Source organism: Kitasatospora sp. NPDC058162 (assembly GCF_042884005.1).
Taxonomy (GTDB): domain Bacteria; phylum Actinomycetota; class Actinomycetes; order Streptomycetales; family Streptomycetaceae; genus Kitasatospora.
Window position 1 is genome coordinate 338,787 of the sequence record NZ_JBHVUS010000002.1, and the last position, 19,992, is coordinate 358,778.

A 19,992-nucleotide genomic window follows, 5' to 3' on the forward strand; every position below is an offset into this window, starting at 1 on the left:
GGTGGTGCGGTCCTTCACGGTGCCTGGAAGCCCGCCGCGGTCAGCACCTGCTTGGCCTCGGGCGACTGGACGTAGGCGACGAAGGCGGCCGCGCCGTCCTTGTTCGGCGCCTTGGCCAGCGCGGCGATCGGGTAGTCGTTCATGGCCTTGGCGGCCTCGGGGAAGTCCACGCCGTCGATCTTCGCAGCATCGGCCTGCACATCGGTCTTGTACACCAGGGAGGCGTCGACCTCGCCGAGCTCGACCTTGGTCAGCGCGCCCTTGACGTCCTGCTCCAGGGTGACCGGGGTGAGGTCGACGCCGGCGGCCTTCAGCGCGGTGAGGGCGGCGGCGCCGCAGGGCACCTCCTTCGCGCAGAGCGCGACCTTCACGCCGGAGCCGGTGAGGTCCTTGAGGCCCGCGAGGTGCTTGGGGTTGCCCTTGGGCACGGCGATGGCGAGGGTGTTCTTGACGAAGGTCGTCGGCTGGCCGCTCGCGCCGCCCGCGTCGGTGACCGTCTTCATGGTGGCCGGGCTGGCGGCGGCGAAGACGTCGGCCGGGGCACCGGAGTTGATGCTGGTCGCGAGGGCGGAGCTGCCGCCGAAGTTGAACGTGACCTTGGCGCCCGGGTTGGCGGCCTCGAACTTCTTGCCGAGCTCGGTGAAGGTCTCCTTGAGGGAGGCGGCGGCGAACACGGTGATGGTGCCCTTGGCCTTCGGGGCGGTGGCGCCGTCGGTGCCGGCGGCGCCCGCGGGGGCGGTGGTCGCGGCCGAGGAGGCGGAGCCGGAGGACGTGCCGCCGTCGCTGCCGCAGGCGGTGGCCCCGAGGCTGAGGGCGAGGGCCGCCGCGGCGGCGACGGCGAGTCTGCGGGTGGCGGTGCTGCGGGTGCTCATCGGTGCTTCCCCTCCAGGGTTCGCGCCGGAAGGGGCGCGGAGGTGTGACCGCAGGTGCGGCCAGTACGGCGATCATAGTGCCGCAGATGCGAGCGATAAATCCTCTGTCACATCGCACAGCGGGGGCGGGTCGAGGGTCTCGGGGCTGCTGTGCGAAGGCTCAAACGTGCACGGACGGTTCGGGGCGGTCGCGCGGCGCGGGTACGGTGCGGCCGCGCGGCGCGGGTGAAGCGTGGCGGCGCGGGGGAGCGCCGGCGTACGGCCGGTGGAAAACCCGTCGCGCCCGGGTGGACGGAACGGTCAGAGTGGGCGCAGCCCGTACGTGCGGCCGACCGTCGGCCGCCCGGGCCCGACGGTCGATCCGAACGGATCCACGGGGAGGAGTCCGCCCATGTCCACGCTGCGCGTCACCGCCGAGAAGCTGGTCATCCTGGAGCACCCGAATGCCGACGCCCTGGAGTTGGCGCAGGTCGGCCTCTACCGGGCGGTGGTCGCCAAGGGTGCCTACCGGACCGGCGACCACGCCGTCTACATCCCCGAACAGGCCGTCCTGCCCGAGGAGTTGGTCGACGAGCTGGGCCTGACCGGCAAGCTGGCCGGCGGTGCGGCGAACCGGGTGAAGGCGGTACGGCTGCGCGGGGAGCTGTCGCAGGGCATCGTCTGCCGGCCCGGCGCGCTGGCCGGCACCGACCTGGCCGCGGCCGCGGAGCGGGGCGAGGACTTCGCCGAGCTGCTCGGGATCGTCAAGTGGCAGCCCCCGGTGCCGACGTCGATGAGCGGTGACGTCCTCAGCGCGCCCGACCTGCTGCCCTGGGTGGACATCGAGAACCTCAAGCGCCACCCCGACGTCTTCGAGCCCGGTGAGCCCGTGGTGGTGACCGAGAAGCTGCACGGCAGCTGCTGCCTGGTCACGTACACCGCCGCCACCGGCGAGGTGCGGGTCTCGTCCAAGGGGATCGGCGCGCAGGGGCTGGCGCTCGTCGAGGACGAGCGCAACCTGTACTGGCGGGCGGTGCGCGCGTACGACATCCCGGCGGTGGCGGCCCGGTTGGCCGAACGGCTGGGCGCCGAGCGGATCGGCGTCTTCGGCGAGGTGTTCGGCGAGGGCGTGCAGGACCTGACGTACGGGGCCTCCGCGCGCACCGAGCGCCCCGGGTACGCCGCGTTCGACGTGTCGGCCGTGCTGGACGGACAGCTGAAGTGGCTGTCGGCCGCCGAACTCCTGGACGGCGAACTGCCGTTGGTGACCGAGCTGTGGCGCGGCCCGTTCGACACCGCGACGGTGCTGGCCCACGCGCAGGGCCGGGAGGCCCACTCCGGGCGTGAACTCCACCTGCGCGAGGGCGTGGTGGTCCGGCCGGTGGTCGAGCGCTGGAGTCCGGTGCTCGGCGGGCGGGCGATCGCCAAGGTGGTCAGCGACGCGTACCTGACCCGCAAGGGCGGCACCGAGTACGAGTGAGCCGGCCCGCGGCTCCGTCGCGCCCCCCTTCCTCCCGCAAGGCTTCCTCGGCTGAATACCCGTCAGTAAGGTTGAAAGGTCACCAAGCGCAGCCAGCGCCGAGGAAGTCCAGAAGGAGTGCCGATGGCCACCGCAGCCGCCATACCCGGACCGGCCGGGAACCCCCTGGTCGGATCGCTCTTCGACCTCACCCGCCGCCCGCTGCGCACCTACCTGGCGGCCCGGCGCGACCACGGCGACGTGGTGCGCATCGTGGCCGGTCCGCCCGGTCTGAGCGTCGACTTCTACGGGGTGTTCTCGCCCGAGGGCGTCCACCAGGTGCTGGGCAGTGAGGCGGCGAACTTCCGCAAGGAGAACAACTTCTACGACGAACTGCGGACCAGCGTCGGCAACGGGCTGCTGACCAGCCAGGACGAGGTCTACCAGCGCCAACGCCGGCTGATCCAGCCGCTGTTCACCCGGCGCCGGGTCGACGGCTACGCGGAGGCGCTCGCGCAGGAGGCGCAGGCGCTCGGCGAGCGCTGGCGGGCGGTGCCGGGCGGGGTGGTGGACGCGGCGGAGGAGATGTCCCGGTTCGCGCTGCGGGCCGTCGCGCGGATCCTCTTCGGCGCCGACGTGGAGGAGGCGGTGGAGGTGGTGAACCGCAGCTTCCCGGTGCTCGGCGAGTACGTCAAGGAGCGCGGCTTCGCGCCGGTCCGGCTCCCGCGCGGCTGGCCGACGCCGGGCAACCGGCGCGGCCTGGCGGCGCAGCGGGCGCTCTACGAGGTGTGTGACCGGATCATCGCCGAGCGGGCCGCGCGCGGGGGCGGCGACGAGGAGGCGGACGACCTGCTGACGCTGCTCGGGCGGGCCCGCGGTGAGGACGGCGAGCGCCTGGATCCGGCCGAACTCCGGGACCAGGTCCTGGTGTTCCTGCTCGCCGGGCACGAGACCACGGCCACCTCGCTGGCCTTCGCGCTGCACCTGCTGGCCAAGCACCCGGAGCAGCGCAAGCTCGCACAGGAGGAGGCGCGGACCGTCCTGGCCGGGCGGGCGCCGACGGCGGCGGACCTGGAGCGGCTGCCGTACCTCACCCGGGTGCTCAAGGAGGCGATGCGGCTCTTCCCGGCGGCGGCGCTGATAGGGCGGCGGGCGGTCGAGGAGACGGTCATCGACGGGTACGTCATCCCGGCGGGGGCCCAGGTCGTGATCGCGCCGCTGGTCACCCAGCGGCACCCGGACCACTGGGTCGAGCCCGAGCGCTTCGACCCGGACCGGTTCCTGCCGGAGGAGGAGAAGGCCCGGCACCGGTACGCGTGGTTCCCGTTCGGCGGCGGGCCGCGGGCCTGCATCGGGCAGCACTTCTCGATGCTGGAGTCGGTGCTGACCCTCGGGGTGCTGCTGCGGGACTTCGACCTGGAGGCGGTGGACCAGCGGGTGGCGCTGGCGCAGGGGATCACGCTGCGGGCGGCGAGCGCGATGCGGGTGCGGGTGACGGCCCACGGCTGACGGGTAACAGATGACAGCTAACAGATGACGGATAACAGATTTCAACATCTGTTATCCGTTATCTGTTAGCTGTTCGTTGTCAGCCGCCCGGACGCCACTGGGCACAGGACCGGGTCATTCGAACACACCGCCCCCACCGCGTGTGCAGCTTTTCAGATCTTCGTCTGACCTATTCCAGCCGCTCGATAGCGTCCCACGCACCCCAGGCCGGAAGCGCACATGCGAGCGGCATATGCCGCTCGGATGCAGTCCGCCCGGCCGGGGGTGCCCGGGGGCTCCGCCTGCCGCCCCGGGCCCGACCGGTCGACCGGAGGTCCCATGGGCGCCCTCAACCAGTTCAGCCTCGGCTGGCTGACCCCCGTCCTGTCGTACGCGATGGCCTGCACCGGTGCCGCGCTCGGGCTGCGCTGCACCCTTCGCGGCCTGGCCGCCACGGGCGCCGCCCGCCGCAACTGGCTGCTCACCGCCGCGGCCGCGATCGGCTCCGGCATCTGGACCATGCACTTCGTCGCCATGTTCGGCTTCGCCGTCGACGGCACCGAGCTGCGCTACAGCGTGCCGCTGACGGTGCTCAGCCTGCTGGTCGCCGTGCTGGTCACCGGCCTCGGCCTGACCGTGGTCTGCTACGGCCGGCACCGCGGCCTCGCCCTGCTGGGCGGCGGCTGCACCACCGGCGTCGGCGTCGCCGCGATGCACTACCTCGGCATGGCCGCCGTCCGGATGCACGGCGGGCTGCGCTACGACGCCGGGACGGTCGCCCTCTCCGTCCTGGTCGCGGTCGGCGCCGCCACCGCCGCGCTCTGGGCCGCCGTCACCATCCGCAACGTGTACGCGGCGGCCGCCGCCTCGCTCGGCATGGGCCTCGCGGTCAGCTGCATGCACTACACCGGGATGGCCGCCGTCCACGTCCAGCTGGACCCCGCCCGTACCGGCCTGGGCGGGGTCAGTCCGATGGAGTTCGTCTTCCCGCTCGCCGTGGGCCTCGGCTCGTTCCTCTTCCTGGCCTCCGCCTTCGTCGCGCTCTCCCCGACCGCCCAGGAGCGGGCCGGGTACCTGGCGGCGGGGGAGCTGGCGATCGAGGAGTTCCCCGACGTCGAAGCCCGGCCCGGCCCCGCGTCCGCCGGCCCCGCGCTCTCCGGGCGGTACGGCCCCGACCCCGACGGCCCCGACCCGTACGGCCAGGACCGCGCTGCCTGAGCCCCGCCGCGTCCGAGCCCCGCCGCCCCCGCCCGAAAGGCCCCCGACCATGCGCGAAGACCGCGGTACCACCCCCGGCGCCCGCCGGGGTGCCCACGCCGGGCCGCCCGCCCGCTCGCCGCGCCCCGGCCCCTGGCTGCGCGGGCTGCGCCCCCGGACCGTCCGCGCCCGGATCATCGCCCTGCTGATGGTGCCGGTCGTCTCCGTCCTCGCCCTCTGGGGCTTCGCCACCGTGACCACCGCCCAGGGCGTCTGGGACCTGCTGCGCCTGCGCGACGCCCAGCGCGGCCTGCTCACCCCGGTCGCCGACACGGTCGCCGGTCTGCAGGCCGAACGGGCCGCCGCCGGGCAGCTGTTGGCCGGCCCGGGGCTCGTCCCGGGGACGGTGCCGGCCGCGGGCCGGGAGGGCGCCCTGCGCGAGGCCGCGGCCGCCACCGACCGGGCGCTCACCCCGCTGTTCCCCGATCCCCGCCACCCCGGCCAGGGCTACAACCGGGCCGACGCCCAGGGCCTGGGCACCGAGGCCGCCGCCCGCCTGGACGACCTCGGCGCCGCGCTGGCCGACCTGCCCGCGCTGCGCGGCAGGGTGCTCACCCGGAGCGTGGGCTGGCCGGAGGCGTACGCGGCGTACGGCGCGGCCGTGGACCGGGCGCTGGCCGTCTCCGGCGCGGTCGCCGCGTCGCGGGACGGGCGCTCCGGGGCCGACGCGCGGGTGCTCCCGGAGTTGGACCGCGCCCGTGAACTCCTGTCCCGCGAGGACGCGTTGCTGCGCTCCGCGGAGCTCTCCGGCGGGCTCGGCGACGAGCAGCTGCGCGAGTTCTCCGGTACGGCCTTCGCCCGCCGCGCGTTCGAGCAGGGCGCGGCCGCCGGCCTGGGCTCCGCCGACCGGGACGCGCTGCTCGCCGTCACCGGCGGCCCGGACCACCGCGAGCTGGTCGGCTACGAGGAGAAGGTCCGCACCGCCGCCGACGGCCGCTCCGCCGTCTCCGCGGTGCCGGCGGACCGGTGGGCGGCGGTGGCCGGGAGCGTCGCCGACGGGCTGCGCGGCGTCGGCGACAGCGCCGGACGGCTCGCCGCCGAGCGCCAGAACCCTTACGCACTGGGCCTGTTCACCCCGGCCGGGATCGCCGTACTGCTCGGGCTGCTGGGCGTGGTCGCCTCGCTGGTGGTCTCGGTGCAGATCGGCCGGGGCCTGGTCACCGAGCTGACCGGCCTGCGCAACTCGGCACTTGACCTGGCCGGGCGCAAACTCCCCGCCACGATGCGGAGGTTGCGCGCGGGTGAGGAGGTGGACATCGAGGCCGAGGCGCCCCGGCCGGCGGGCCGCGGCGACGAGATCGGCCAGGTGCACCGGGCGCTCGGCACCGTGCAGCGGGCCGCCGTCACGGCGGCGGTGGAACGGGCCGAGGTGCTGTCCGGGGTGTCCGGGGTGTTCGTCAACCTCGCGCGTCGCAGCCAGGTCCTGGTGCACCGCCAACTCACCCTGCTGGACAGCATGGAGCGGCGCACCGAGGACCCCTCCGAGCTGGCCGACCTGTTCCGGCTGGACCACCTCACCACCCGGATGCGCCGCCACGCCGAGGGTCTGATCATCCTCTCCGGCGCCGCCCCCGGCCGGGCCTGGCGCCGGCCCGTCCCGCTGGTGGACGTGGTGCGGGCGGCGGTCTCGGAGGTGGAGGAGTACGCCCGGGTCGAGGTGCACCCGCTGCCGCGCGCCGCCGCCGTCGGCCACGCCGTCGCCGACCTCACCCACCTGGTGGCCGAACTGGTCGAGAACGCCACCGGGTTCTCCCCGCCGCACACCAGGGTGCACATCCGCGGTGAACAGGTCGGCAACGGCTACGCGTTGGAGATCGAGGACCGCGGCCTCGGCATGGGCCCCGCCGCACTGGCCGCCGCCAACCGGCGGATCGCCGCCGCCGAACAGGCCGACCTGTTCGACAGTGACCGGCTCGGCCTGTTCGTGGTCAGCCGGCTGGCCCGGCGGCACGACGTCCGGGTCTCCCTGGTGACCTCCGCGTACGGCGGCACCACCGCCGTGGTGCTGCTGCCCACCGGGCTGCTGGCCGACGGGCGGGAGGGGCAGGGGCAAGAGCCCGAGCCGGTACCGGAGTTGGATGTGCTGCCCGGTCCGGGGGAGGAGCCGGTCGAGGCCCTGTGGCCGGTGGCCCCCGCCGCTCCGGACGTCGGCTCCGGTCCCGTGTGGTGGCCGCAGGACGGACCGGCCCCCGTCTGGGCCGGGGTGGAGCCCGTGAAGCCCGTGGAGCCCGTGGAGCCCGTCCTGCCGGGCGGCGGGGTGGCGGGGACAGAGCTTCCGGCGGCGGGTGGGCCGCCGCCGGAAGGCGGGGCGTTGCTGCCGTTCGGCGTCCGGGGCGTCGACCCCGGGCCGGCGCGCCGCACCCCGCTCCGGGCCTCCGGCGCCCGGACGGCCGGGCCGGCTGCGGACGGGGGCCCGGGTGCGGCCTCCCGTCCGCAGCCCGGTCCGCCGCAGCCCGGTCCGTCGCAGCTCTACGGCGCGGTGGCCGAGACCTTGCCCGGCGTGCGTCAACCAACCGATGAAGCGGGCGAGTTGCCGCGCCGGGTGCGCCAGGCGAGCCTGGCACCGCAGCTGCGGGAGACGCATGCCGCCGCCCCACCTGGCGGCCGCCGGGCCACCGCCGGAGCCGGAATCGCCGGAGTCGGAGCCAGAGCCGGGGCCGGTACGGGGCCGGGCACCCGCAGTCCGGAGGAGGCGAGGGCGGCGATGGCGGCCTTCCAGCGCGGCTGGGCCCGCGGCCTGCGGCCCGAACCCCGGCCCGAAGCCCAGTCCGACACCAGGCCCGACACCAGGCCCCGAGCCCGGCCCGGCGCCCGCAGCGAAGCGCGACCCGACACCCGACCCGAAGGAGACCGGCCGTGATCGGCACCACCCACCGCACGGGAGAACTGAACTGGCTCCTGGACGAGTTGGTCCAGCGCGCCCCCGAGATCCGCTTCACCGTGATGCTCTCCGCCGACGGCCTGGCCATGGGCAGCTCGGCCGGTCTGGCCCGCGAGGACGGCGAACACCTGGCGGCCGTCGCCGCCGGGTTCCACAGCCTCGCCAAGGGCGCCGGACGGCACTTCGGCGCGGGCGAAGTCCGCCAGACCATGGTCGAGTTGGAGGGCGGCTACCTGCTGGTCGCGGCAGCCGGGGAGGGTGCCTGCCTGGCCGTGTTCGCCACCGCCCGGGCCGATCTCGGGCTGGTCGCCTACGAGATGGCCAGACTGGTCCGCCGGGTCGGCGAGCACCTCGGCGCCCCGCCCCGCGCGGTGTACGGCGGGTGAGCCCGGTGCCCCGGCCGGACCGCCCGTACCACCGGGCGGAGCACGCCTTCCACCCGTACCACCAGCGGCATCCGGAGCACCCGCGGGCCGACCCCGACGGGCCGCCCCGGAACCCGCTCGCCGCCGCCCATCGGGCCCGCTGGTACGACGACGAGGCCGGGCCGTTGGTCCGCCCGTACGCCATGACCGGGGGCCGGACCGGCGCCGGTGAGCAGCAGTTCGACCTGATCGCCGTGGTCGTGTCCGACCTGCCCGACCCGGCGCTCGCGCCGGACGGGCCCGAGCCGCCGGTCGGTCCGGAGCAGGCGCGGATCCTCCGCCTGTGCCTGGGCACGCCGCTGTCCGTGGCCGAGCTCGCCGCCGACCTCGACCTGCCGGTGGGCGTCGTGCGGGTGCTGCTCGGCGATCTGCTGGCGGCCGGGCTCGTCCGGGTCAACCGCCCCGTCCCGCCCGCCCTGCTCCCCGACGAGCGCATCCTCCAGGAGGTCATCCATGGGCTCCGCGCACTCTGACCACCCGTCCGACCAGAGGTACCTGTCCGACCAGGGGCACCCGTCCGACCGGACGCAGCCGTCCGACCGGCGGCAGCCGCTCAGCCGGTGGCCGTCCGATCCGGTGGACCCGTCCGACTCGGTGCTCGCGCTCAAGATCCTGGTGGCGGGCGGGTTCGGGGTCGGCAAGACGACGCTGGTCGGCGCGGTCAGCGAGATCCGCCCGCTGCGCACCGAGGAACGGCTGACCGAGGCCGGGCGCGGGGTGGACGACCTGGACGGGGTGGAGCGCAAGTCCGCCACCACGGTGGCGATGGACTTCGGCCGGATCACCATCCGCGAGGGGCTGGCCGTCTACCTGTTCGGCACCCCGGGGCAGGACCGGTTCTGGTTCCTCTGGGACGAGCTGGCGCAGGGGGCGCTCGGTGCGGTGGTGCTCGCCGACACCCGTCGGCTGACCGACTGCTTCCCGGCCGTGGACTTCTTCGAGCACCGCGGCATCCCGTTCGTCGTCGCGGTGAACCGTTTCTCCGGGGCGCGCGAGTACCGCCCGGAGGAGGTCGCCCGCGCGCTGGACCTGGACTCCGGCACGCCGGTGGTGCTCTGCGACGCCCGGCAGCGCGCCTCCGGCAAGGAGGTGCTGATCAACCTGGTGGAGCACGCCGGCCGGGTGCACGCCGCCCGGTTGCTGGCGGAGGTCACCTCGGCCCGGTGACCGGCCCGGTGACCGGGGTGGCGCGGCGGCGGAGTGGGTGAACTCCACCGCTCCGTCCGGCTGATGACGAATTGCACACGAATGACTGCGCGGAACGAAAGGGCGGCCTATGATGTGACCTGTGTCACAACATGTCCGATTGGGGTCGCGACAGGCCCCAACTGGGTGTTCAGGATGCCGATTTCCGGGGAGAACGGCATGGCGGAATGCAGCGGGCGGTACACGGAAGGGCGGCACAAGGACTTCTGTCCGGGGCCGACGGAACACCAATCCGCGGACTTCAACCGGGTGTTCACCGAACTCCTGCCCAGACTCCAGCAGGCGGCCGCGATGCTCACCGGGAGCCCGCTCGCCGCCGGTGACGTCGTCCACGACGCGTACCTGCGGATCGCCCGCCGCCCGGAGCGCTTCCTCGGCCATCCGCAGCCGTACGCCTACGTGTTCACCACGATGACGAACATCCTGCGCGACCAGTGGCGCCGGGAGCGCCGCCGGGCGGCGCTGCGCGAGCTGCCCGAGTCGGCCGAGGCCGCGGGCGGCGGCCGGCCGGCGTTCGATCCGTCGCCCGGTGGAATGGCCGAGCTCCAGGCGCGCTGGGAGGTGGTCCGCCTGCTCGGCTTCCTGACCGTCAAGCAGGCTCGCGCCGTGGTGCTGGTGGACCTCGACGGCTACTCCGTCGACGAGGCCGCCGAGCTGCTCGGCCTGCACCGCAGCACCCTGGCCGTCACCCGTCGCCGCGCCCACGGCCGGCTGCGCGCCGTCCTGGAGCGCGAGCGCCGCCACGACCCCTGACGGCCCGCACGGCCCCGCCCCGGTCCGCGCCGGTCCGCCCGAGCTGGTCCGCGCCGGTCCGCCCGCGCCGATCCTCGCCGGTCCGGCCCTCCCGGTACGGGCGGGCCGCCGGGCCCGACGCACCGAGCCGACGGCAAGTCGGCTGATGCGCCACCCCGGCCCGTACGCTGAAAATCGTGATCACGTACGAGGACCACAGCGTCCGCGCCCTGGCCGAGGACGGCCGCTGGCCCGAGCTGCTCGCCGCCTACCGGCAGGGCCGGGCGGCCGCCGTCGTGCAGGCCGGGGAGCAGGCCGCGGTGGCCCTGACCGCGCCGCTCGGCCACCTGATCGCCTACGCGGCGCCGCCCGAGCTGGCCGTCCGACTGTTCGACGCGGACGGTGGCGCGGGGACCTTCGCCGGAGCGGGGGACCACGACGCCGGCCCGCTCTGGGAGGTGCTGGCGACCCGCCACTCCTGGCTGCGGCTGGCCCCGCTGCTCGGTCCGGCCCCGGTGCGCCGGCTGGTCGCGCACACCCGGGTGCTGCTCGGCGAGGACCTCTCCTACGGGGCCGAGCCCGATCCGGAGGGCGTGCCGCTGCGCCTGGAGTCCTGGGAGAAGGCGGGCTGGGACGAGGCCGCGCGGGTGCGCGAGTACCTGCCCGGCGGGGGAGCGCGCAGCGCGGTGCTGACCCTGCCGGCCAGTCGGGAGGGCCTCGGTGGGGTCGACCTGCCGCGGTCGGCGGCCCGGCCGGGCGGTCAGCGAGTGACCCGGGGACTGGCGGAGCTGGCCGCGCTGGCGCCCTGGGCGGAGGTGGTCTGTGTTCGCGGTCCGGCTCCGCTGGCGGCCGCCGTGCTGTCCCGGGCCCGGCGGGTGGTTGGCGGGTTCCTGCCGTTCGCGCTCGCCTATCCGGCGCTGGTGCAGGCCGCCGCGGTGGGCCGGACGCACGGCTGCGCGCACGGGCGGTTGCGGCTCTGGCGGGCGCTGGGCGCGATGGCCGGGGCGGAGGGGCCGAACCGCCCCGAGGTGGACGCCCTGGTGGCCCGGATGCGCTGCTTCACCTGGCAGGAGCCGACCGCCGGGCTGCGTCATCTGCACGTGGCGCTGGAGGACCCGGCCAGTGGGGTGGCCTGGGCGGTCAGCGGCTCCCGGGAGTTCTGACCGGGGGGTGAGTGTCGTCGGGTCCGGTGGAGCGGGAACGCGGAGCCCCCGGCCCGGCGCCGTTTCCGGGGGAAGGTGGTTGGCGCCGGACCGGGGGAATCGTGGGGCCGCTCAGACGGTGGCGGCCGCGGCGGGGGCGGCGTCCCGGGCGGGGATGGCCTCCGGTGCGGGGGCGCCGCCGTGGCTGTCGACCAGGGTCAGCTCGTCGAACGGCAGCTCGCCGTCCAGCACCCGGCGGGCGCGCTCGGCGTCCAGTTCGCCGGTCCAGTGCCCGATCAGCACGGTCGCGACGGCGTTGCCCGCGAAGTTGGTGAGGGCGCGGGCCTCGGACATGAACCGGTCGATGCCGACGATCAGGCCGACGCCGTCCACCAGTGCGGGCTTGTGCGACTGCAGTCCGCCCGCGAGGGTGGCCAGCCCGGCGCCGGTGACCCCGGCCGCGCCCTTGCTGGCGATCACCATGAAGACCAGCAGCGAGATCTGCTCGCCGATCGACATCGGCTTGTCCATCGCCTCGGAGATGAAGATCGAGGACATGGTGAGGTAGATCGCGGTGCCGTCGAGGTTGAAGCTGTAGCCGGTCGGCACGGTGATGCCGACGACGGGGCGGCTGACGCCGAGGTGCTCCATCTTGGCGATCAGGCGGGGCAGCGCGCTCTCGGAGGAGGAGGTCGAGAGGATCAGCAGGAACTCGCGCCCGAGGTACTTGAGCAGCGCGAACACGTTCACCCCGGCGACCAGGCGCAGCAGCGCGCCGAGCACCACGACGACGAACAGCGCGCAGGTGACGTAGAAGCCGATCATGATCACGGCGAGGCTCTTCAGCGCGTCGACGCCGGTCGCGCCGACCACCGCCGCCATCGCCCCGAAGGCGCCGATCGGCGCGACCCACATGATCATCGACATGATCCGGAAGACCAGTCGCTGCAGGTGCTCGACGCCGCGCAGCACCGGGGCACCGACCGGGCCCATCGCCTGGAGGGCGAAGCCCGTCAGCAGCGCGATCAGCAGGGTCTGCAGCACCTTGCCCTGGGTGAGGGCCGAGAACAGGGTGTCGGGGATCATCCCGAGCAGGAAGTCGGTGGTCGACTGGGCGCCGCCGGCGGCCGCCTGGGCGTGGCCGGATTTGGCGAGCGCGGCGGTCAGGTGCAGGCCGCCGCCGGGCTCCAGCAGGTTGCCGACGACCATGCCGATGGCCAGCGCGATGGTCGACATGACGAGGAAGTAGCCGATGGCGAGGCCGCCGACCTTGCCGACCTTCGCCGCCTTGGTGACCGAGCCGATGCCCAGCACGATGGTGCAGAAGATCACGGGGCTGATCATCATCTTGATCAGGTTGACGAACCCGGTGCCGATCGGCTTCAACTCCACGGCGAAGCCTGGGGCGGCCAGTCCGACCACCACGCCCGCGATCACCGCGGCGATCACCGCGAGGTAGAGGTAGTGGGTCCGGTCCTTGCGTCTGGGTCCCCCCGCCGTGGCGGTCTCGGTGATCGACATCTGCGGCTCCTTCGCCGTGCAGTCCTGGTGGCCCCGGGTGGTGGGCCGCTCCGAACTATGGGCTCCGGGAGTGACGGAGGTCACGTTTGCGTTCATAGAGTTCACGGGGGAGCGGGAATGAGAGCGGGGTCGGGGGTGGTCCGGCGGCCCCGGAGCGCCCGGGGCGGTGGTGCACACTGGCAGGCATGTCCGTGAGCACCGCCCCCACCCGCTCGCGTCGCCGGTGGTTCCCCCTGCCGCGCCGGCTGGTCCGCAGCCTGGCCGGGCAGCTGTTCGTCGTCCAGGTGGTCATCGTCGCCGCAGTGGTCGCGGGCGGCGCGGTGCTCGCGTACCTGTTCACCGCCGAGCGGACCGAGGACGCGGCCCGCCGCGAGGTCACCTCGGTCGCCCACGCCGTCGCCGACTCCCCGTCCGTCCGCTCCGCGGTCGCCGGGCCCGATCCGACCGCGGTGCTCCAGCCGTACGTCGAGCAGGTGCGCCAGGAGGTCAAGGTCTCCTTCATCACCGTCATGGACACCGACGGGGTGCGCTGGACCCACCCGTTGCCCGAGCAGATCGGCAAGCGCTACCTCGGGCACATCGACTGGGCGCTGGCCGGCCAGACCCGCAGCGAGACCTACACCGGCACGCTCGGCCCTTCCGTGCGGGTGGTCACCCCGGTGTGGGACGACCAGCACCGGGTGGTCGCGCTGGTCAGCGTGGGGCTGACGCTGGACTCGATCTCCGAGCAGCTGAGCGGACCGCTGCTCGCCCTGGTCGGGGTCGCGGTGGCCGCGCTCGCGGTCGGCGGGGTGGGCACCTACCTCGCCAACTCCCGGCTGCGCCGGCACACCCACGGCATGGGGCCGGCCGAGCTCAGCCACCTCTACGAGTACCACCAGGCGACCCTGCGCTCGGTGCGCGAGGGGCTGGTCCTGCTGGACCGGGCGCACCGGGTCGTGCTGTGCAACGACGCGGCCCGCGAACTGCTCGGACTGGAGGGCGAGGTGGACGGTCGCCCGGTGGCGGAACTGGGGCTGCCGGAGGCGCTGGTGGCGGCCGTGCTCGGCGAGGAGCCGGTCCGGGACGAGGTACACCTGACCGCCGAACGGGTCGTGGTGCTCAACACCTCCACCATCGGTACCGGCCTCGGCCGGGTGGTGACCCTCCGCGACCACACCGAACTGCAGTCGCTGAGCGGTGAGTTGGACTCCGTGCGCGGCTTCACCGAGGCGCTCGGGGCGCAGGCGCACGAGGCCGCCAACCGGCTGCACGCCGTCGTCTCGCTGATCGAACTCGGCCGCCACGAACAGGCGGTGGAGTTCGCCACCGCCGAACTCGCCCTCGCCCAGCAGCTCACCGACCGGGTGGTCGCCGCGGTCGGCGAGCCGGTGCTGGCCGCGCTGCTGCTCGGCAAGGCGGCCCAGGCGGCCGAGCGGGGCGTGGAGTTGACCCTCACCGAGGACAGCCGGATCGACGACGGGCTGCTGCCGCCCGGGCTCTCCGCACGGGACCTGATCACCGTCCTCGGCAACCTGATCGACAACGCGGTGGACGCCGCGATCGCCGGGGCCGCGCAGAGCCCGGGTGCGCCGGAGGTCACCGTCACCGCACGGATCGACGGCGGCGAGGGCGGTCAGGATGGTCGGGGCGGCGCTGGTGGAGGGGGCGCCTGTCTGCTGCTGCGGGTCGCCGACACCGGCGCGGGCATCGACCCGGCCGCCGTCGAGGACGTGTTCCGGCGCGGCTGGAGCACCAAGCAGGACGGCCGCGGGCACGGGCTGGGCCTGGCGCTGGTCGCCCAGGCCGCCCGGCGCAACGGCGGCACCGTCGAGGTCGGGCGCGACCGCGGTGCGGTGCTCACCGTGCGGCTGCCGCTGACCGGCGGCCGGGCGCGGGGGCAGGAACAGGCAGGGGAGCCTGAACGGGTCGGCGGGCCCGAGTGGGCCGGGGGGCCTGAGCAGGCCCAGGAGCGGGCCCAGGAGCAGGAAGGGGCTCCGGCGTGAGCGACACCGCGGCGGAGGCCGCCCGGAGCGGGATCGCCGTCCTGGTCGTGGAGGACGACCCGGTGGCCGCCGCCGCCCACACCCTGTACGTCGAGCGCGAGCCGGGCTTCCGCGCCGTCGGTACGGTGCACAGCTGCGCCGACGCGTTGCGCTTCCTTGAGCGCGCCCGCGCCGCCGGGACGCCCGTCGACCTCACTCTGCTCGACCTCTACCTGCCGGACGGCCACGGCCTCCAGCTGTGCCGCACGCTGCGCGCGGCCGGGCACGCCACCGACGTCATCGCCGTCACCTCGGCCCGTGACCTCGCGATGGTGCGGCAGGCGGTGTCGGCGGGGGTCGTGCAGTACTTGCTGAAACCGTTCAGCGCGGCCGCCCTGCACGACCGGCTGGTGCGCTACGCCCGCTACCGCGACAGCCTCGGGCGCACCGGCGAGGCGACCGGCCAGGACGAGGTCGACCAGGCGTTCGCCCTGCTCCGCACGCCCGAGCGCAACTCGCTGCCGAAGGGGCTGAGCGCGCCGACCCTGGACGCCGTGGCCTCGGTGCTGCGGGAGGCCTCGACCGGGCTGTCGGCGGCGGCCGCCGGCGCGGCCGCCGGGGTGTCCCGGATCACCGCGCGGCGCTACCTGGAGCACCTGGTGGACACCAGGCGGGCGGTGCGCGAGCCGCAGTACGGGAGCGTCGGGCGGCCGGAGCTCTGCTACCGGTGGAAGGGGCGCTGACGCCGGTTCGGGTTCCGGCGCGACCTTCGGGTGTCGGCGCGACCTTCAGGGGGCGTCGCCCGGCGACCTTCGGCGCTCGTCGCCCGTAACCTTCCGGCGCCCCCGCTCGTTGGACCACGCGGGGGCGGCGCGGGTGGTACCGGGGGAGGTTCACTCACTCGGGTGGTTCTGGGTGCCCCCGAGGCATTCCGGCAGGTCAAGGGCGATAAAGTTAGGCTTACCTAACTTCTTCTGGGGGTTCGCCTTGTCGCTCGCCGCCGTACCCGCCCAGGCCGCCTCCGGGGCCACCGCCGCCGGAGCCCCGCCCGCCGGTGAGGCCATCCTGCGCCGCCAGCGCGTCCGCGAGTCCGCCGCCCGGACGTACGCCCGCTCCTTCCCGATCGTCCCGGTCCGGGCCCACGGCATGACCGTCGAGGGCGCCGACGGGCGCCGCTACCTGGACTGCCTCTCCGGCGCCGGGACGCTCGCCCTCGGCCACAACCACCCCGTCGTGTTGGAGGCGATCCGCCGCACCCTCGACAGCGGCGCCCCGCTGCACCTGCTCGACCTCGCCACCGCCGAGAAGGACGACTTCACCAGCGCGCTGTTCGAGAGCCTGCCCCCCGGGTTCGCCTCCAGCGCCCGGGTGCACTTCTGCGGACCGGCCGGCACGGACGCCGTCGAGGCCGCCCTCAAACTGATGCAGACCGCCACCGGGCGCTCCGGCGCGCTCGCCTTCACCGGCGCCTACCACGGCATGACGGCCGGCGCCCTCGCGCTCACCGGCAACGTCGCCGTCAAGGAGCCGCTGCCCGGCGGCGGCGAAGTCGTCCGGCTGCCCTACCCGTACGGCTACCGCTGCCCGTTCGGGGTCGGCGGCGAGGCGGGCGCCGAACTCGGCGCGACCTACGTCGAACGGCTGCTGGACGACCCCTCCGGCGGCGTGGTGCCGCCCGCCGCGATGATCCTGGAGGCCGTCCAGGGCGAGGGCGGGGTCGTGCCCGCCCCCGACGGCTGGCTGCGCGAGATGCGCCGGATCACCGCCGAGCGCGGCATCCCGCTGATCGTGGACGAGGTGCAGACCGGCGTCGGGCGCACCGGCGCGATGTGGGCCGTCGAGCACAGCGGCATCGTCCCGGACGCGATGGTGCTCTCCAAGGCCATCGGCGGCAGCCTGCCGCTCGCCGTCGTCGTCTACCGCGAGGACTACGACGGCTGGCGGCCCGGCGCTCACACCGGGACCTTCCGCGGCAACACCCTCGCGATGGCCGCCGGGGCCGCCACCCTGCGGTACGTCGCCGCGCACGGACTGGCCGAGCGGGCGGCCGTGGCGGGCGCGCGGATCACCGCCCGGCTACGCGAACTCGCCGCCGAACTGCCCGCGATCGGCGACGTGCGCGGGCGCGGGCTGATGATCGGGGTCGAACTGGTCGACCCGAACGCCGAACCCGACGCCTGCGGTGCCCGGCCGGCCGATCCCGCGCTCGCCGTACGGGTCCGCGAGGCCTGCCTGGCGCGCGGGCTGATCGTCGAACTCGGCGGGCGGCACGACGCGGTGCTGCGGCTGCTGCCGCCGCTGACCATCACCGACGAGCAGGTCGCGGCGGTGCTGGAGCGGCTGGCGGAGGCGATCGCGGCGGCCTCCGACCCGGGGCGGGGGGCGGTTCCGGCCTCGGCTGCGGCGTCGTCGGCGGGCCCGGGGTCGGGTCCGGCTTCGGTCCCGGGGTCGGTCCCGGCTTCGACGGCGCGGGGTGGGGCGTGACCGGCGGCTCCGGGGCGGCGCCCGAACTGCCCGGCGAGGGCGGCGCCCTGGACGCCCTCGCGGGCGGCGCCGGTGGGCCCGGGGCACTCGGCCCGCTGCTGGCCACCGTCCTCGACGCCCTCGACACCGGCACCGCCCTGCGCTCCGGACCGCTGCCCGCCGGCAGCCCGGCCGAGATCGCCGCCCTGGTCGCGGACGGACTCGCCGGCGCCGGAGGACGCGGCGCGCTCGCCCGGCTCACCGAACTGCTCGCCTACGGCGCCGCCGACCCCGCCGACCCGGCCTGCGCCGCCCACCTGCACTGCCCGCCGCTCGCCGTCGCGGCCGCCGCCGACCTCGCGGTCAGTGCGCTCAACCCCTCCCAGGACTCCTGGGACCAGGCCCCCGCCGCGACCGCCCTGGAAACCGCGCTGCTCGCCGAACTCGCCACCCTGGTCGGCTACGACCCGGCGCGCGCCGCTGGGGTGCTCACCTCCGGCGGCACCGAGTCCAACCTCATGGGCCTGATGCTGGCGCGCGACCAGAAGCTCGACGGCATCGTCGAGTTGGACGGCATCCCGGCCGGCGCCCGGCCCTGCATCCTCGCCTCCGAGGCCGCCCACTTCTCCGTCCAGCGCGCGGCCGCCCTGCTCGGACTCGGCGAGCGGTCCGTCCTCGCCGTCCCCGTCGACCGCCGACTGCGCATGCCCCCGGAGGAGTTGGAGCGCTCCCTGGCCGAGGCCAGCTGGGCCGGACGCACCCCGATCGCCGTCGTCGCCACCGCCGGCACCACCGACACCGGTGCCGTCGACCCGCTGCACGCCGCCGCCGACCTGGCCGGCCGCTACGGCGCCTGGCTGCACGTCGACGCCGCGTACGGGGGCGGCGCGCTGCTCTCCGACCGGCTCGCCCCACTGCTCGACGGCATCGCCCGCGCCGACTCCGTCTCCCTCGACTGGCACAAGCTCGGCTGGCAGCCCGCGGCCGCCGGGGTCTTCCTGGTCCGACGGGCCGAGACGTACGTGTCGCTGGCCCGGCGTGCCGAGTACCTCAACCCCGTCGACGACGAGCGGGCCGGCTACCCCAGCCTGCTCGGCCGCTCGCTGCGCACCACCCGGCGGGCCGACGCCTTCAAGCTCGCCGTCACGCTGCGCACCCTCGGCCGCGAAGGGCTCGGCCGGCTCGTGGACGCCTGCCACGACCTGGCGCTGGCCGCCGCGGACGTCGTCCGGGCCGAACCCTCGCTCGAACTGCACGCCGAACCCGTCCTCACCGCACTGCTGTTCCGCTACCGGCCGCCCGGACTGACGGACGAGGCCGCCGTGGACGAGCTGAACGGGCAGCTGCGCCGGCTGCTGCTGCGCACCGGGCGTGCGGTGGTCGGGCGCACCGAGCTGCCGGGGGAGGGGCCGGGGCGGGTGCGGCTGAAGCTCACGCTGCTCAACCCGCACACGACGGCGGGGGAGGTCGGGGCGCTGCTGCGCGAGGTGGTCGGTGCGGGGCGCAAGGTGGCGGGGGAGCGGGCGGGGTAGCGGTGCGCCCGGCCCCGACGGGGGGTGGGGTGGGCGCGGCCGGTCGTGCGGTGCGGCCGGTCGTGCGGGTGCGGTCAGTCGTCCAGCAGGATGCCGCGGGTGAGTTCCCAGGTGTCGGGGTCGGCGGCGACCAGGAGGCCGTCCTCGCAGCCGGGGGCCTCGGGGCGGTAGGGGGAGCCGTCCAGGCGGGCCGCGACGCCGCCGGCCTCGGAGAGCAGCAGCGAACCCGGGGCGTGGTCCCAGGGGAGGGTGCGCCAGTAGAAGATGAAGTCGGTCCGGCCCTCGACGAGGTCCGGGTACTCGATCCCGGCGGCGCTGCGGCCGGGGGAGATCTCGCCGAACGCCGAGCAGTGGGACTCCAGACGGCGGCGTTCCTCCGGGGCGAGGAAGCGGCTCTTCAGGATGCCGGTCAGCTTCGCGGCGGAGGCGGGTGCCGGCGGGCGGGTGAGGCGTTCGCCGTCGCGCCAGGCGCCGGAGCCCAGTTCGGCCCGGTAGGCGGTCGCGGTGGCGGGCTGCCAGATCCACGAGGCGACGGTCAGGCCGTTGCGGACCAGGGAGCACATCACGGCGTAGTCGGGGCGGCCCGCGACGAAGTTGGAGGTGCCGTCCACCGGGTCGACCAGCCAGACGGCGGGCTCGTCGTGGATGGCCAGGGCGAGCGCCGGGTCGGCGGCCACGGCCTCCTCGCCGACCACCGGGACGGGCAGCAGCTCGTGCAGGCGGCGGGCGATGATCGCCTCGGCCTCGCGGTCGGCGATCGTCACGATCTCGCCGGGCGCCTTCTCCATCACCTCGCCGGCGGTCAGCGCCCGGAAGCGCGGTTCCACCGCCTCGGCCGAGGCCTCGGCGAGTATCTCCGCCACCTTGTCCATCAGCACGTTCGCGCTCCCTTCGCCGGTTACCACTCTCGCACGAGTGCGCGGAGGGGGTGTCGGCGGACGGGGGCGCTGACGGCTGACCGCGGACCGCTGACGAATGACAGCTAACAGATAACAGAGAACAGATGACAGATTTCGAAATCTGTCATCTGTTCTCCGTCGGTTGTTCGGCTGTCGACTGTCCGGTTGCTCG

16 protein-coding genes are annotated in these 19,992 nt (G+C 75.0%); 13 read left to right on the forward strand and 3 right to left on the reverse strand.

Annotation, left to right across the window (positions count from 1 at the left end; genetic code table 11):
• Positions 1-14 precede the first annotated feature (14 nt).
• Entirely contained in the window at positions 15-872 is an 858-nt protein-coding gene (gene modA, locus ACFVXG_RS05040; RefSeq protein ID WP_387924429.1) for a molybdate ABC transporter substrate-binding protein, read from the reverse strand.
• Positions 873-1,263: 391 nt separating this feature from the next.
• On the opposite strand from modA, the gene ACFVXG_RS05045 reads away from it, so the two are divergent.
• The 9 genes from ACFVXG_RS05045 (at position 1,264) to ACFVXG_RS05085 (ending at position 11,462) form a co-directional block, all read left to right on the forward strand.
• Positions 1,264-2,331, forward strand: coding sequence for an RNA ligase (ATP) (locus tag ACFVXG_RS05045; protein ID WP_387924431.1), 1,068 nt, complete (start codon positions 1,264-1,266; stop codon positions 2,329-2,331).
• 123 nt (positions 2,332-2,454) lie between these two features.
• Positions 2,455-3,819 carry a cytochrome P450 gene (locus ACFVXG_RS05050; RefSeq protein WP_387924433.1) on the forward strand — a complete coding sequence of 455 codons (1,365 nt, stop codon included), beginning with the start codon at positions 2,455-2,457 and terminating at the stop codon, positions 3,817-3,819.
• A gap of 318 nt (positions 3,820-4,137) precedes the next feature.
• Positions 4,138-5,016: an MHYT domain-containing protein gene (locus ACFVXG_RS05055; protein WP_387924434.1), complete on the forward strand. Its 879-nt coding sequence runs from the start codon at positions 4,138-4,140 to the stop codon at positions 5,014-5,016.
• 49 nt (positions 5,017-5,065) lie between these two features.
• Positions 5,066-7,915 (forward strand): nitrate- and nitrite sensing domain-containing protein, encoded by a 2,850-nt coding sequence (locus tag ACFVXG_RS05060; RefSeq protein ID WP_387924436.1) that lies wholly within the window; start codon positions 5,066-5,068, stop codon positions 7,913-7,915.
• On the forward strand, positions 7,912-8,322 hold the full coding sequence (locus ACFVXG_RS05065) for a roadblock/LC7 domain-containing protein (RefSeq protein WP_387924438.1): 411 nt from the start codon (positions 7,912-7,914) through the stop codon (positions 8,320-8,322). Before ACFVXG_RS05060 ends, ACFVXG_RS05065 begins: the two co-directional genes overlap by 4 nt.
• A 164-nt stretch (positions 8,323-8,486) precedes the next feature.
• Positions 8,487-8,834, forward strand: a complete 348-nt coding sequence (locus ACFVXG_RS05070; protein ID WP_387924872.1) for a DUF742 domain-containing protein — start codon at positions 8,487-8,489, stop codon at positions 8,832-8,834.
• Positions 8,815-9,528: an ATP/GTP-binding protein gene (locus ACFVXG_RS05075; protein ID WP_387924440.1), complete on the forward strand. Its 714-nt coding sequence runs from the start codon at positions 8,815-8,817 to the stop codon at positions 9,526-9,528. Before ACFVXG_RS05070 ends, ACFVXG_RS05075 begins: the two co-directional genes overlap by 20 nt.
• A 198-nt stretch (positions 9,529-9,726) precedes the next feature.
• Positions 9,727-10,320: an RNA polymerase sigma factor gene (locus ACFVXG_RS05080; RefSeq protein WP_387924442.1), complete on the forward strand. Its 594-nt coding sequence runs from the start codon at positions 9,727-9,729 to the stop codon at positions 10,318-10,320.
• Positions 10,321-10,496: 176 nt separating this feature from the next.
• Positions 10,497-11,462: a hypothetical protein gene (locus ACFVXG_RS05085; RefSeq protein ID WP_387924444.1), complete on the forward strand. Its 966-nt coding sequence runs from the start codon at positions 10,497-10,499 to the stop codon at positions 11,460-11,462.
• 111 nt (positions 11,463-11,573) lie between these two features.
• Here ACFVXG_RS05085 and ACFVXG_RS05090 read toward each other — a convergent pair whose 3' ends face one another.
• The gene (locus tag ACFVXG_RS05090) at positions 11,574-12,962 is read right to left on the reverse strand and encodes a cation:dicarboxylate symporter family transporter (RefSeq protein WP_387924446.1); all 1,389 of its coding nucleotides are present in this window, start codon (positions 12,960-12,962) and stop codon (positions 11,574-11,576) included.
• A gap of 185 nt (positions 12,963-13,147) precedes the next feature.
• On the opposite strand from ACFVXG_RS05090, the gene ACFVXG_RS05095 reads away from it, so the two are divergent.
• The 4 genes from ACFVXG_RS05095 (at position 13,148) to ACFVXG_RS05110 (ending at position 18,921) form a co-directional block, all read left to right on the forward strand.
• Positions 13,148-14,947, forward strand: a complete 1,800-nt coding sequence (locus ACFVXG_RS05095) for an ATP-binding protein (protein WP_387924448.1) — start codon at positions 13,148-13,150, stop codon at positions 14,945-14,947.
• A complete protein-coding gene (locus tag ACFVXG_RS05100) occupies positions 14,944-15,669 on the forward strand; it encodes a response regulator (RefSeq protein ID WP_387924450.1) in 726 nt (241 codons plus the stop codon). Before ACFVXG_RS05095 ends, ACFVXG_RS05100 begins: the two co-directional genes overlap by 4 nt.
• A 244-nt stretch (positions 15,670-15,913) precedes the next feature.
• Entirely contained in the window at positions 15,914-17,410 is a 1,497-nt protein-coding gene (locus ACFVXG_RS05105; protein ID WP_387924452.1) for a diaminobutyrate--2-oxoglutarate transaminase, read from the forward strand.
• Positions 17,407-18,921 carry a pyridoxal phosphate-dependent decarboxylase family protein gene (locus ACFVXG_RS05110; RefSeq protein WP_387924453.1) on the forward strand — a complete coding sequence of 505 codons (1,515 nt, stop codon included), beginning with the start codon at positions 17,407-17,409 and terminating at the stop codon, positions 18,919-18,921. The genes ACFVXG_RS05105 and ACFVXG_RS05110 overlap by 4 nt, the downstream gene beginning before the upstream one ends.
• 74 nt (positions 18,922-18,995) lie before the next feature.
• Here ACFVXG_RS05110 and ACFVXG_RS05115 read toward each other — a convergent pair whose 3' ends face one another.
• Positions 18,996-19,793, reverse strand: a complete 798-nt coding sequence (locus ACFVXG_RS05115) for an inositol monophosphatase family protein (protein WP_387924873.1) — start codon at positions 19,791-19,793, stop codon at positions 18,996-18,998.
• Positions 19,794-19,992 lie beyond the last annotated feature (199 nt).

Coding starts and splice junctions, on each gene's coding strand:
- modA (WP_387924429.1), bottom strand. CDS start 872: ATGAGCACCCGCAGCACCGCCACCCGCAGACTCGCCGTCGCCGCCGCG.
- ACFVXG_RS05045 (WP_387924431.1), top strand. CDS start 1,264: ATGTCCACGCTGCGCGTCACCGCCGAGAAGCTGGTCATCCTGGAGCAC.
- ACFVXG_RS05050 (WP_387924433.1), top strand. CDS start 2,455: ATGGCCACCGCAGCCGCCATACCCGGACCGGCCGGGAACCCCCTGGTC.
- ACFVXG_RS05055 (WP_387924434.1), top strand. CDS start 4,138: ATGGGCGCCCTCAACCAGTTCAGCCTCGGCTGGCTGACCCCCGTCCTG.
- ACFVXG_RS05060 (WP_387924436.1), top strand. CDS start 5,066: ATGCGCGAAGACCGCGGTACCACCCCCGGCGCCCGCCGGGGTGCCCAC.
- ACFVXG_RS05075 (WP_387924440.1), top strand. CDS start 8,815: ATGGGCTCCGCGCACTCTGACCACCCGTCCGACCAGAGGTACCTGTCC.
- ACFVXG_RS05080 (WP_387924442.1), top strand. CDS start 9,727: ATGGCGGAATGCAGCGGGCGGTACACGGAAGGGCGGCACAAGGACTTC.
- ACFVXG_RS05090 (WP_387924446.1), bottom strand. CDS start 12,962: ATGTCGATCACCGAGACCGCCACGGCGGGGGGACCCAGACGCAAGGAC.
- ACFVXG_RS05095 (WP_387924448.1), top strand. CDS start 13,148: ATGTCCGTGAGCACCGCCCCCACCCGCTCGCGTCGCCGGTGGTTCCCC.
- ACFVXG_RS05115 (WP_387924873.1), bottom strand. CDS start 19,793: ATGGACAAGGTGGCGGAGATACTCGCCGAGGCCTCGGCCGAGGCGGTG.